The sequence below is a fragment of the Thermodesulfovibrionales bacterium genome, from assembly GCA_035622735.1.
In the GTDB taxonomy this organism is placed as follows: Bacteria; Nitrospirota; Thermodesulfovibrionia; order Thermodesulfovibrionales; family UBA9159; genus DASPUT01.
Genome location: DASPUT010000054.1, coordinates 1 through 12,836, shown reverse-complemented (window position 1 = coordinate 12,836; position 12,836 = coordinate 1). Strand labels below are relative to the sequence as shown.

Annotated in this window: 13 protein-coding genes, 3 tRNA genes and 1 pseudogene; 15 read left to right on the top strand and 2 right to left on the bottom strand. The window is 52.1% G+C overall.

Features of this window, described 5'->3' with window-relative positions:
• Window positions 1-1,316 (bottom strand): ferrous iron transporter B (locus tag VEI96_03035; protein HXX56955.1); only part of this gene is annotated, 1,316 nt, incomplete at its 3' end.
• A 176-nt stretch (window positions 1,317-1,492) separates the two neighbouring features.
• Between VEI96_03035 and tsaB the strand changes: the two genes are divergently transcribed.
• The 12 genes from tsaB (at window position 1,493) to VEI96_02975 (ending at window position 9,217) form a co-directional block, all read left to right on the top strand.
• A complete protein-coding gene (tsaB, locus tag VEI96_03030; protein ID HXX56954.1) occupies window positions 1,493-2,185 on the top strand; it encodes a tRNA (adenosine(37)-N6)-threonylcarbamoyltransferase complex dimerization subunit type 1 TsaB in 693 nt (230 codons plus the stop codon).
• A complete protein-coding gene (rimI, locus tag VEI96_03025; GenBank protein ID HXX56953.1) occupies window positions 2,182-2,625 on the top strand; it encodes a ribosomal protein S18-alanine N-acetyltransferase in 444 nt (147 codons plus the stop codon). Before tsaB ends, rimI begins: the two co-directional genes overlap by 4 nt.
• 98 nt (window positions 2,626-2,723) lie before the next feature.
• On the top strand, window positions 2,724-3,173 hold the full coding sequence (locus VEI96_03020; protein ID HXX56952.1) for an Rrf2 family transcriptional regulator: 450 nt from the start codon (window positions 2,724-2,726) through the stop codon (window positions 3,171-3,173).
• A gap of 63 nt (window positions 3,174-3,236) precedes the next feature.
• A complete protein-coding gene (locus tag VEI96_03015; protein HXX56951.1) occupies window positions 3,237-3,434 on the top strand; it encodes a sulfurtransferase TusA family protein in 198 nt (65 codons plus the stop codon).
• A gap of 2 nt (window positions 3,435-3,436) precedes the next feature.
• The gene (locus VEI96_03010; protein HXX56950.1) at window positions 3,437-4,648 is read left to right on the top strand and encodes a cysteine desulfurase family protein; all 1,212 of its coding nucleotides are present in this window, start codon (window positions 3,437-3,439) and stop codon (window positions 4,646-4,648) included.
• 32 nt (window positions 4,649-4,680) lie between these two features.
• Window positions 4,681-5,052 carry a Fe-S cluster assembly scaffold protein NifU gene (nifU, locus tag VEI96_03005; GenBank protein ID HXX56949.1) on the top strand — a complete coding sequence of 124 codons (372 nt, stop codon included), beginning with the start codon at window positions 4,681-4,683 and terminating at the stop codon, window positions 5,050-5,052.
• Between the two features lie 62 nt (window positions 5,053-5,114).
• Window positions 5,115-5,207, top strand: a tRNA-Ser gene (locus tag VEI96_03000).
• 68 nt (window positions 5,208-5,275) lie between these two features.
• Entirely contained in the window at window positions 5,276-5,908 is a 633-nt protein-coding gene (locus VEI96_02995) for a hypothetical protein (GenBank protein ID HXX56948.1), read from the top strand.
• Window positions 5,909-5,916: 8 nt separating this feature from the next.
• Window positions 5,917-5,993: transfer RNA gene (locus VEI96_02990), tRNA-Arg, on the top strand.
• Between the two features lie 621 nt (window positions 5,994-6,614).
• Complete coding sequence (locus VEI96_02985; protein HXX56947.1) at window positions 6,615-8,222, top strand: hypothetical protein; 1,608 nt, start codon at window positions 6,615-6,617, stop codon at window positions 8,220-8,222.
• Window positions 8,223-8,573: 351 nt separating this feature from the next.
• The gene (tadA, locus tag VEI96_02980; GenBank protein HXX56946.1) at window positions 8,574-9,035 is read left to right on the top strand and encodes a tRNA adenosine(34) deaminase TadA; all 462 of its coding nucleotides are present in this window, start codon (window positions 8,574-8,576) and stop codon (window positions 9,033-9,035) included.
• Between the two features lie 92 nt (window positions 9,036-9,127).
• Window positions 9,128-9,217 (top strand) — tRNA-Ser (locus VEI96_02975).
• Window positions 9,218-9,307: 90 nt separating this feature from the next.
• Here the strand turns inward: VEI96_02975 and aroF are convergent.
• Window positions 9,308-10,333: a 3-deoxy-7-phosphoheptulonate synthase gene (gene aroF, locus VEI96_02970; protein ID HXX56945.1), complete on the bottom strand. Its 1,026-nt coding sequence runs from the start codon at window positions 10,331-10,333 to the stop codon at window positions 9,308-9,310.
• Window positions 10,334-10,564: 231 nt separating this feature from the next.
• On the opposite strand from aroF, the gene VEI96_02965 reads away from it, so the two are divergent.
• The 3 genes and pseudogenes from VEI96_02965 to VEI96_02955 all read left to right on the top strand — a co-directional run bounded on the left by VEI96_02965 (window position 10,565) and on the right by VEI96_02955 (window position 12,836).
• Window positions 10,565-11,407, top strand: coding sequence for a fumarate hydratase (locus tag VEI96_02965; GenBank protein HXX56944.1), 843 nt, complete (start codon window positions 10,565-10,567; stop codon window positions 11,405-11,407).
• A gap of 80 nt (window positions 11,408-11,487) precedes the next feature.
• The gene (locus tag VEI96_02960; GenBank protein HXX56943.1) at window positions 11,488-11,904 is read left to right on the top strand and encodes an archease; all 417 of its coding nucleotides are present in this window, start codon (window positions 11,488-11,490) and stop codon (window positions 11,902-11,904) included.
• 125 nt (window positions 11,905-12,029) lie between these two features.
• Window positions 12,030-12,836, top strand: a pseudogene (locus VEI96_02955) (RtcB family protein).

Genomic DNA, 12,836 nt, shown 5'->3' with positions numbered 1-12,836 from the left:
AGGAGAAAGGTTATGATTATCCGATCCCTCCTCGTTTCGAGTATCCTCGCCGTCATGACCGCCATGGTTCCGCAGCCAAGACCCAATATCATCGGGAGTACCGCCTTGCCGTTCAGACCCATCATGTTGAATACCCTATTGCTCATGATCGCGAGTCGAGGGAGATAGCCGCTGTCCTCCAGTATCGCGAAGGCGATGAAAAAGGTTATGGTTATGGGAAGAATGATCGCTATGGCGTAAGTCATCGCCACGGTGATGAGGCCGTACTCGCCTACGAGCATCTCGCGAATGAGGCCATACGGTACTAACATGGTTACCACTTTTGTGGCCATGGGATTGATGTAATTGCCGAAAATAGTTTTCTCAAAGAAGTTCACGAGGGTCCCCGCACCGAATACCCCGACGAATTCGTAGAGGCAGAAGAGGACGAGAAGCAAAAGCGGGATGCCCCAAAAAGGATGCATGCTGATCCTTCCGATAAAAGCGGAGACCCTTCCGCCTTCCGGAGCAGTCTTTTCTATCACCTGATTCGCGATCTCTCCTGCGAGTTCGAGCCTCTTCTGATTGATGACGGTGCTTATGGCCTCACCGGTCTTCGACTGGCACTCGTCCCGAAGTCTCTCTATCTCTTTTATCATTTCAGGCGGCAGACCACCTACGAGCCATTCCCTGAGGCTCTCGTCACCGGAGAGTATCATAAGGGCGAGAGCCCGTTTCGCTATGTGTGCGTCCGGCAAGAGGGCAGAAATCTTCTCAACATATTCCTCGACGAGTGGGGGATAGGTCACCCTTACCGATGGCGTTGAAGATTCCATCATGGAGCGCCTCAACTCCTTGATCCCTTTTCGCTGGGGTGCAATCGTTGTGACGATTTCTATGCCCAACATCTCCCTGAGCCTTTCAATATCAAGGAGGATGCCCCTGTCTCGCGCTTCATCCTCCATGTTGAGGTCTAAAATCATCGGGAGGCCGGTCTCGGCAATCTGGAGTGTCAAAAGGAGGGTTCTCCTTAAGTTCTTCGAATCAGCAACCTGCACAAGAACCGAAGGGTATTCCTTCAGGAGTATATCCCTCGTGACCTTTTCATCTTCACTCATCGGCATGAGGCTGTTGACTCCGGGGGAGTCGACGAGAAGATATTTCCTGCCATCGAGGACAACGTTCCCGTGCGAGACCTCAACTGTTGTGCCGGGGTAATTGGAGACGGTCACGTATTTCCCCGTCAGAAGTCCGAAGATTACGCTCTTGCCGACGTTCGGATTGCCGAGAAGTGCGATCGTCTTGTAATGTCTCTCTTTCTGCTGTTGCCTGTCCATAGTTTTATTGAGACTGAGTCTCAACTAACAGTATAGGTTATTACGATTCATTCTGTCAACCAAGAGCAGGTTTTCAAACCCCTGTCGGCGTCGTGCCGCAACGCATGAGGTAAATCCTCATGAGAGTTGACCCTTGAGCCTTGAAAAACATGTTCCAATGTATTAGGCTTTTCAGCATGAGGATACTCGCTATCGAGACATCGACAATGCTTGGCGGCGTGGCGATCATGGACGACTCCGACGGCCTGATCACCGAGATGAGGCTAAACATAAGAACGACCTATTCTGAACGGCTCATGACGGGAATAAGCCTGGCCTTGAAACAGGCAGGCATGAGGATAGGGGATATCGATGTATTCGGAGTCTCCATAGGACCCGGTTCCTTTACGGGACTGAGAATCGGGTTGAGCACCATAAAGGGTTTTTCTTACGCGACCGGCAAACCCGTGGTTTCTGTTCCCACCCTCGAGGCCTTTGTCTGGAATTTCCCCTTCAGCCGGTTTCCCGTCTGCATTATGCTCGACGCCAGAAAAAAGGAAGTCTACGCCGCTCTTTTTCGATGGAAGGATAGCGGTTTCGAGAGAATCATGGAGGAAAGATCTATTAAACCTTCCGAGCTTGCCGAGACACTGAAGGAGCCTGTTATATTTGCCGGTGAGGGCGCTGCAATTTACAGAGATAATCTCGTGCAGGCTGCCGGAGAGAATGCGTTATTCCCCGCTCCTCAGATGATGGCGCCTTCTCCTTCCCATGTGGCGTATCTCGGACTGCGGAAGGCGGAGCGCCATGATTTTTCGGACCCCGTAAGCCTTGTCCCCCTCTATGTGCGGAAGTCCGAGGCGGAAATGAAGATTCAACCGAATTCATGAGGCAGATCCGCGTAAGGGAGATGCGTGAAGAGGATATCCCCGAGGTAATCAGGATTGAGCGGAGCTCTTTCTCGACCCCCTGGTCGGAGACGTCCTTTCTCAATGAGATTCATAAGTCACGTTCCATCGCGAAGGTTGCGGAATTGCATGAGGCGGTGGTCGGTTATATATGCGCTGAGCAAATACTCGACGAAGGCCATATCCTCAATCTCGCCACCGATCCCAATCATAGGGGAATCGGCATCGCCAACACGCTTGTTGGGGATGTCGTCTCCGAACTCAGGAAGAAGGCGTGCCGGTTCCTGTATCTCGACGTGAGGGCCTCGAATAGCATCGCCAAGGGATTCTACGAGGGTCTCGGCTTCAGGGTTATCGGCGTGCGGAAGAAGTATTATGTGGCACCGCATGAGGATGGAGTAATCATGGTGCTTGAGCTCTAGATTCGGATTCCTTTCGCTGCCCGCTTTCCCGTTCAGACGTTCATTGGTCGCCTCGGCTAATACTTGACAAAGTTAGTAAGGTATTCTATAGTTAACACATGTTACGTCTTTCGACAAGGGGACAGTACGGGGTGAGGGCTATGTTCGAGATAGCGAGCGGCTACCCTGACAATCCGATTACGATCAGGGAGATATCGGAAAGGCAGGATGTGTCGGTGCCGTATCTCGAGCAGATCCTGAACAAGCTGAGAAGAGCCGGTCTCGTCAAGAGCGTGAGGGGGCCGGGCGGCGGTTACCTCCTCGCGAGAAATCCCGCTGCCATAAGCATAGCTGCGATACTGAAGGAGCTTGAGGGACCGGTCGCGATAACGTCCTGTCTCAACCCGGATGAGGGCTGTTCTAGAATTGAAGGCTGCGTTACCCACCTGCTTTGGAAGTCGCTTGGCGCCACGATTGAGGAATTTCTCGAGACAATTACCCTGAGAGACCTCCTCGAAAGAGGCCCCCTTCTGAAATCCTCCCACATCGTTCATACCATTAAGGAATAGGGTATCGTGGCTCTTAAGTTCGTCGAGAATATAAAACCGGATGTAACCGCAGACATTGTCTATATGATGTGTCCCATGCATTTGCTTAAGCTGAATGAGCAGATAAAGGCGCTGGACAAGGGGCAGATCCTTGAGATTCTCACGGATTATGACGGGGCCCTCGAGGATATTCCCGATTGGTGCGAAAAGACGGGGAACGAATTCCTCGGCATCGAGGAGACGGAAGATTACTATAAGTTCTATATCAAGAAAGTGAGGTAATTATGAGAAAGTGTTACTTCGACCATGTGGCGACAAATCCCCTTCACCCTCTCGTCCTTGAGGCAATGCTCCCCTATCTGAAAGAAGAATACGGCAATCCTCTCAGTGTTTATGAGTCGGGCATGAAGGCTCGGAGTGCGGTGGAACATGCCAGGAGTCAGGTGGCATCTCTCATAAGCTGTAAGCCGTCAGAGATTGTATTTACCGCCAGCGGAGCAGAGTCAAACAATTTTGCCTTGCGGGGTATAGCACTGGCCCGTCAGCACGAGGGCAAACACGTCATCGTGTCGCGCATGGAGCATCATTCTATCCTGAACTCTGCCCGATTCCTTGAGAAGATGGGATTTGTGGTTACCTACCTTGCTCCCGACAAAGACGGTGTCGTTGATCCTGAAGCGGTGAAGAAGGCGATAACAAAGGAGACCGTGCTGATTTCGGTGATCCATGCGAGCAGCGAGGCCGGCACCATAGAACCGCTTCAGGAGATCGCGAAAATAGCGAAAGGACAAGGGGTCATTGTGCATACAGACGCTGTCGCATCCGCAGGAAATATACCCATCGATGCCAAAGCACTAGGAGTAGATCTTCTGAGCATGGCAGCGCACCAGTTTTACGGACCGAAGGGTGCCGCTGCCCTCTACGTGCGAGAAGGTCTCAGGATCATCCCCTTGATCTACGGCGGCATACAAGAGGGGGGGAGAAGGGCAGGCACAGAAAATGTTCCCGCCATTGTCGGCATGGGGAAGGCAGCTGAACTGGCGAAAGCAGAAATGGGGGAGCGGATGGCCCAAGCAAAGGAACTGAGGGACCGGCTCATCACCGGTGCCCTCGCAGTCGATAATGTGTATCTCACAGGACACCTGACAAACAGACTCCCGGCTCACGCGAGTTTCACCGTTGAGTATATCGAGGGAGAAGCGATGCTGCTCCTCCTGGCTGCCAAGGGTATCTATGCGGCGAGCGGTTCTGCCTGTTCATCAAAGGGGCTAAAGGCTTCTCCTGTTCTCCTTTCTATGGGGATACCTTCAAGCCTCGCGCAGGGTTCGATCGTTTTCACTCTCGGCACGGATACTTCGAAGGAAGACATCGATTATTTTCTGACGGAATTCCCGCCGGTAGTGAAGCGGTTGCGTGAGATATCCCCCTTTGCGAAAGGCTGGGGCGAACAAGGGGAAGGCGACAGGTGTTATACGACGCCTGCGGAAACTCAATAGATTGATGAAGGCTCAGTGAGAGGAGGAAAGGTATGTACAGCGAGAAAGTCATGGATCACTTCACAAACCCGCGGAACGTAGGCGAAATAGCGGATGCTGACGGTGTCGGCACCGAAGGCAATCCGACATGCGGCGACGTGATGAAGATATCCATAAAGGTCGAGGGAGGAAAGATCGTTGATGCGAAGTTCAAGACTTTTGGTTGCGGCGCTGCGATAGCCGTGAGCAGTATGGTGACGGAGATGGTGAAGGGAAAGACCCTTGAAGAGGCCCTGGCAATTTCTAAGGAGGCGGTCGCGAACGAACTGGGCGGACTTCCTCCTCAGAAGATGCACTGTTCTAATCTGGGAGCCGATGCCCTGAAGAAGGCTATAGAGGATTACAAAAGCAGACACTCGGCCTGACCGCAAGGACTCCGGCACACATTTACAAAGAGGGATTTAAGCTGGTACAATATCTCGTTTGAGGAGAGGTGGCCGAGCTGGTCGAAGGCAGCCGCCTGCTAAGCGGTTGTGGGGGTAACACCCCACCCAGGGTTCGAATCCCTGCCTCTCCGCCACGAGTCGCAAGACCGCAAAAGTAAAAAGGAGTGCCCATGCTGCATTTAAATATTGAGGAGGTCTCACTATGAGAAGGTTCTTGGTAATTGGGTTGGGAGTCGTCATGGTATTCTCGCTCGGTCTCGGCGCGTGCAAAAAGAAAGAGGAGCAACCTGTTCCCCATGCCCCTCAGATGGTGCCGCCTATGGGACAGATGCCGCCGATGGGACAGATGCCGTCGACAGGGCAGATGCCGCCGGCAGGACAGATGCCGCCGACAGGGCAGATGCCGCCGGCAGGACAGATGCCGCCGGCAGGAATGGGTATGCCGAAAGGCGAAATGAAGGTCGTAGTCCCTGAAAGTGTTAAAGGCAAATGGTCTGCGGTTAAGCTCGTTGTGGAGGATAAGACAACAAAGAAGACACAGGAGTTTACCGTGAAGCTCAACAGCGAATTTAAAATACCCAATTCTGATCTCAAAGTGGCCGTTGGTGAATTTCTTCCCGATTTCAAGATGTATCCAGATCAGATAACATCATCGTCAAATGCGCCGAATAACCCTGCAGTAGGGATCAAGGTCTTTGAAAAAGGGAATCAGATATTTCCTCAGCCCGGAAAGAAGTGGGGGTGGTTATATGGGAAACCTGAGCTTCGGAATATCCACCCCTTTGAACATCCCAAATTCGGGCTTAGCCTGCAAGAGGGGATCAAGAAGGGATAAAGGAGGAAGCGCCCTTAGCTCAGCTGGATAGAGCGTCGGACTACGAATCCGCAGGTCGGGGGTTCGAATCCCTCAGGGCGCGCCATTATTTTTCCTAAGGGATGCAAAGCGGACATTACCCTTAATGCTTCCCAAAAAGGCGGATGGAACAGAATCCATCCGCCTTTTTTTCGAGGCGCTTACTCATGAATTCCCGTGGCTTGAAAACTTGTTTTCTGAGAATCTCCCCAGGTATGGAATGACAAAATAAGGAACCCCTGTGACAATTTATGGTAGTTTAACCAAGGGAATGTCATTCGCATTTCTTTGCGTACTGGCGTTCCCGCGTACGTCATTCTTTCATCAATTTACGCAACTTCAAGAAGCAAAACCCCAAAATTCATAATGGCTTTTTAGGGTTTATCTCTTTAGTTACCCATAGTTATTGCATCTCGCCCCCCCATATCCTTAGACAACGACTAAGGCCTCATAGGACGAATCTATATGTATATCGTCAGCTTTACCTATCCGGTACAGACTGGCACAACTTATGCGTATAAAGTTAAATCAATAGGTTAGAAATGCGTATTACTGAAAGGTCGCAAGCAGCGCGTGATGAGGAGGTGCAGCGGACAGAAGAAATTCAATTGGTAAGACGGTCCCTTAAAAAAGATTAGGGCTGGATTGAGGTAAAGGATAATCCTAATTAATATTGAAGGAGGTATGTATGAAACGAAGCAAGATATGGTTGTTCATAGCGGGCATGATTGTCCTGATCATCCCGCTTGTTTCAGCTGGGGCTCCGATAGGGACATTTGGGGACCAGGCATTCTGGGGTGACGGAGCGGTGAATGACGGAACAGGCGGATGGACGTGGCCCGCGTTTACCTTTTCCGGCAGCGGAGCCTGTCTCGAATGCCATAACGGCGGGATAAACCCATTCAGCGGAATGGCAGTGCCCGATAAGACGAGTTACCTTAAGACCGGCCATAAGAACATGTTGAGGAAAGTCATTCCCGGCATGCCCTGGAAGGGAGCTGACGGTGCGGTTTATGAAAAAGACGCTTCCGGAAATACCTTTGATTGGACGAACGGAACGATTACTGTCAATGGTGTCACAAAAGTCCTCTTCTATGTTTTCGGTGATTGGATGGCCCCAGAACCCTATACCTTGTTTGATAAGAACGGGGACGGCACGACTGTAATACAGAATTTAGGCATTCCATACTCCTGCGCGAGCTGTCACACAACAGGGTACGCAGATAGCGGCCGGCCCGAGCCTGCCGCAACCTATCCGGGCGTCACAGGTGGTATAACCGGCACATGGGTGGCAGACGGCATTCAGTGTGAGAGATGTCACGACGCCACAGAGCATCATGAAGCGCCGAGGCATACAGCTACAGTCCCTAAAGGGACGGATGCCACCGCCCTCTGCTCACAGTGCCACCTCGTCATGCTCTCCGGTCAGACCGAAGCCGCAAATGCGATTCAGGTCGGGGCAAACCACGGAGCCACATTTGGTAAGGAGTTCAACGGGCATATCATAGGCAAAGAGTTCTTGAACAGCGTTCATGCCAGGTTTAACGGAACTCCGAACGAGATACCCCGCTTTGGAAACTATGACAGCTATTTTCTGTTTGACGGCGCTGGTTGTGCCGCATGTCACGATGTCCACAAGAGTACTATCGAGGCGGCCGGTCAAACCGGGGCGGTCAGAGAATGTGTTGAATGCCATGTCGGCAAATATGCCAAGACCCTAGGTTTCCACACTGGTTTGCCCGACAACCTCTTCGCACAGACATGTCCGACCTGCCATATGCCGAAACCGAGTGCAGCGGACACAAACATGCATATATGGAGAATAAACTCCGACCCGGATTACAGCACATTCCCGTCTGCAGAAGAGTTTGAGAGCGCCGGAAGCTGCGCTACAGCAAAGGGCGAAGCATTAGCGGCAGTAACAAACAGAACGGCCTGTCTGCCCGGTACGTGTTCGGTAACCACGGCCTTGACCGTATCCGCTTGTGACGCCGGCGGCGGGAAATGGACGACGACATCGACCAACACATGGACAGTCATGGCCGTGGCTAAAACGGCACCAGAAAATTACACGTCCATCTGGACGCTCGAGCCTGCGGTTTACAATAACGCTGTCTGGGTCGACATAGACCTCGCCTGCGGTCAGTGCCACGGCGGCGGTATAAGCCAGGATTCACCAGCGTTCCCGACCAAAGAGAATATACCGTATTTTCCGAAAACTGTCTTGGCAGCAGTGGCAAAGGAGTATCACAAACTATACGATCAATATTTCGGCAGCCATGGAAGCGGCTGGTAAGGGTTCCTGATGTAATCCCCCTTCAAGGGAAAGGCAGGTGGAGTCCACCTGCCTTTTTTTTGCGCTCGGGGCATTACGGATTTTTGAGAGTCGGGTAAGTGTTTGAACCATGCGCAGCGACAATTGGTCTCCCTAGTGGTCACGCATACTAATAGTTGTGAGGATTGGGCCGTGTACCCCTGATGCGAGAAGCTATGGTAAACTTAATTCTTGATTTCCTTCATACCTTCGGGGCGAGGAATTGCGGGGACGTGGGGAAATATGTCAAGCCTTATGGATTTACTACCCAAGTCGGAATGAAAAACCGTCAACTCATAGCACTAAAATAGGCGGGCATGGGGGCGGGCGTTCGTGAGCTGCGAAGATAAAGACATTGATTTCATGAGGCTGGCTCTGAAAGAAGCCGGCCTCGCCTTTTCCGATGGGGAAGTGCCTGTCGGAGCCGTACTGGTCGGCAAGGATTGCGGCATTATCACAGTTGCCCATAACAGAAGGGAATCTTTGCTGGATCCTACTGCACATGCGGAGGTGATCGCCCTGCGGGAAGGGGCAAAGATAGTTCAGAACTGGCGGCTGAGCGGCGCTGTCTTGTATGTGACCAAAGAGCCGTGCGTCATGTGCGCCGGTGCGATGATCAATGCTCGACTCGGAAAGCTCGTCTACGGCTGTCGTGACTCAAAGGGAGGAGCTGTCGAAAGTCTTTACACTCTTCTTGATGATAAGCGTCTGAACCATCGGGTCGATGTTGTCTCGGGCATCCTCGAAGAAGAATGTGCTTCCCTGCTTAAAAGCTTTTTTCAAGAACGGAGATAACTGTTTCCGGTCTCTATTCCTTATTTTAGCCGGTTTAGTTTAAACTATATCGCGATACCGTTAAGGCTGCCATATTTATTTTAGAGAGAGATGGAGAGGTGCCAGAGTGGTTGAATGGGACGGTCTCGAAAATCGTTGTGGGGGCAACCCCACCCAGGGTTCGAATCCCTGCCTCTCCGCCAGATTCTGCAGGTCACTGAGAGAGCTGGTTGCGGAATAAGCCTCAACTCAAGTGGTAGTTTCCGCTGTCAGGAAAAAGCACCTGCGGCTCATCATGCCTTCAGCGAAAGTCTCATGAAATCTTCCATCGACGTTATCTGATGGTGGAGTCTTTCAAATTCTTTGAAATGAAGCGATTGCGGCCCGTCTGAAAGCGCATGCTCCGGATCAGGGTGGACCTCGATCATCGCACCATGTGCGCCCACAACAACAGATGCCAGCGCCATAGGAGAGACTAACCCCCGTTTTCCGGTCGCATGGCTCGGGTCAAAAATGATCGGCAGGTGGGAGCCTGATTTCACGAGCGGGACGACCGATAAATCCGCTGTGTTCCGGGTAGCCGTCTCAAAGGTCCGTATCCCTCTTTCACAGAGGATGACGTCAGGATTGCCGCCGAGGAGAATGTATTCCGCAGAGGAAAGCCATTCTTCGACTGTGGCCGACAGTCCTCTTTTCAGGATGACGGGCTTCTTTGTCTTGCCGATTTCTTTGAGAAGGTCAAAATTCTGCATATTACGGGCACCGACCTGAAGTATGTCAGACTTTTCTGCGACAATTCCGACTTGCTCGGAGCTCATCACCTCGGTAACTACCAGGATGCCGACTTCGTTCCTGATCTCCGAGAGGAGATCAAGACCCTCTTCTCTCAGTCCCTGAAAACTATGAGGACTTGTCCTCGGTTTATATGCCCCTCCCCGCAGCACGGGGACACCGAGCTTTTTCAGGAACCGCGCGGTCTTCAATAACTGTTCCTTGCCCTCGATCGCGCAGGGTCCCGCGATGAGGAGAAAGGGTGACTTCCCGCCGACTCTTACATTCCCTCCGAGCTTTACTACCGTATCGGAGGGATGGAAGTCTCTGCTCACCAGTTTATAGGGCTTGGTAACATGGATTATTTCTAATACACCCTTGATCGCCCGGAAAGGTGAGTCATCGACCCATCCCTGGTTTCCGATGACCCCTATGGCTGTCCTTTCCGAACCTGGAATCGCAACGGGTTTAAGACCGAGCATGGCAATGGTCTTTTTTACTCTTTCGATGTCCTTATCGCTGGCGGAGTGATGCATTACAATGAGCATTTCTGACTCCTCGAAGGGGTTTCCTTAATTCTACATAAAGGGAGGCCAAATAGCAAAAGTCCTCCGGTTCCCTTGGAGTCCTCAGGCATGCGGGCATTTGTGATATAATTTTGTTATACGAAACGACAGATGATATGCCGCGTCCTAGAGTACTTGAGAAGGTATCTTTACAACGGTTCATGTCATGGTCATGATTGCTGAGAATCCCGATATGAGAAACAGGACTTACCCATGCTGAAACTTCGTGATGGCATTGTAGAGCTTTACAAGAAAGTTGCGACTTCGATCCCGCCTGATGTCGAAGAGGCACTAAGGAAGGCCTTCGAGACAGAAGAACCGGGGCCTGCGAAGGAGAGCCTCTCGAGAATTCTTGAGAATATCAAAGTGGCACGCCAATCGGCAAGGCCGGTCTGCCAGGATACCGGCGTGCCGGTATTTTCTATAGCGGCTCCGAAGGGCTTAAGCCACAGGGAACTCATCGATACGGTGCGGGAAGCGACTGTCATCGCAACAAGTAAGGTCCCCTTAGTACCGAACGCTATTGACGTAGTCACAGGTGAGAACACGGGTGATAATACCGGCATCGGTTTTCCCGTGATATACCTTGAAGAGACTCCCGATGATACGCTCAGAATAGACCTTATACTGAAAGATTCCGGCTGCGAGCAGGCAGGCAGGACTTACCGGTTGCCGGAGCAATCCCTGAATGCCGGGATGAATTTGGAAGGTGTGAGGAGATGTGTGATCGATGCCGTAGAAAAGAGACGGTGGTCAGGGTGTCTTCCCTATATCATCGGCATCGGGATAGGTGCCACCGATGATCAGGTTGTTGTGCTTGCGAAGCGTCAGTTTTTCAGAAAGGTTCATGATTACAGCGAATATCCGGCCATAGCCGACCTCGAGAAGACTCTTCTCGGGGAGATTAATGCACTGGCGAACGGCCCTGCGGGGTCCGGTAAGAGGACGGCCGCATTAGGGGTAAAGATAGGTATTAATCATCGGCACACGTCCTCGTTCTCCGTTCACGTCTCTGTGTCATGCTGGGCGAGCAGGAGGGCGAGGCTCATCTGGTAGCGCCATGCAGACCAAGGCGCGTCTGAAGACCTTAGCTCCATCGAACCTATGCAGCAGGATTGAGACTGATCCTGTGAAGCGTGAAACTTTTTGAAACCATAGACATCTCCGGTGATGCCGGGATAAAGGCCTATGGTGTGACCCTCGAAGACGCCTTCGTCAATTCAGCAGTCGGCATGTATAGCCTCATGACAGATCTCAATGGTGTTCTGGAGAAGAAGGATGCGTTTGTTGAGGTCGAGAGTCACTCGCTGGAAGGCCTCCTTGTTTCCTGGCTCAACGATCTGATATTCCGCTTTGATGCCTACGGCTTTATCGGGAAGCGAATAGAGATCATGGCGTTGGATAATAATCGCATGACTGCCAGGGTATTCGGTGAAGACTTCGACGGTGCGAGGCATGAAAGGAGATTGCTCGTTAAGGCCGCGACTTACCACCAGGTCAGCATAGGGAGAGAAGATGGCAGGTGGGCAACACAGATTATCTTTGACATATAGACAAACAGGGTCGATTGCGGATGCGCGGCCCGGCAGTCCGATAAGGAGGTGATTCCGTGGGTCTGGAGAAACTGAAGAGAATAGATGCCACGAAGATCGAGGTGCCGCAGGATTATAAAACGGGGATGAGGGTGAAGGGAGTGATCTATGCGGATGAAATTCTCGAAAAGAGACTGGAAGATCAATCTGTAGAGCAGGTGGCGAATGTCGCCACACTCCCGGGAATTGTGCGCGCATCCATGGGGATGCCGGACATCCACACAGGGTATGGTTTCACCATCGGGGGGGTAGCTGCATTCGACATCAAGGAAGGGATAATCTCTCCCGGCGGAGTCGGTTATGACATAAACTGAGGGGTCAGGCTGCTCAGGTCCAATCTCCGAAGAGAGGAGATAGTTCCTGGGCTCAAGGACCTCGTCGGGGTCCTCTATAGCGAAATACCGTCTGGAGTCGGTTCGAAGGGGAAGATTCGTCTCACTTCTGAGGCAGAAAAGCGGCTCCTTCTGCGTGGCGCCCGCTGGGCAGTCGAACAGGGGTTCGGAGAGGCGCAGGATCTTGAGAGAATAGAGTCGGGTGGGTATAGCGAAGATGCAGATCCCGATCTCATAAGCCAGAAGGCCTATGAGAGGGGCAGGGCACAACAGGGTACCCTCGGTTCTGGCAATCATTTCCTCGAGATCCAGTATGTGGACGAGATATACGATGACAAGGCCGCAAACGCCTTCGGTCTCTTCAAAGACCAGGTCACGGTGATGATCCATACGGGCTCACGGGGATTCGGTCATCAGGTCTGCACCGATTTCCTCGAGGTCATGGCAAGGGCGGTGAGCAAGTACCGGATCGAGCTTCCCGACAGGGAACTCGCCTGCGCGCCCTTCGGGAGTCCCGAAGCCCAAGATTATCTTGCCGCTATGAGGGCCGCAGCAAATTAT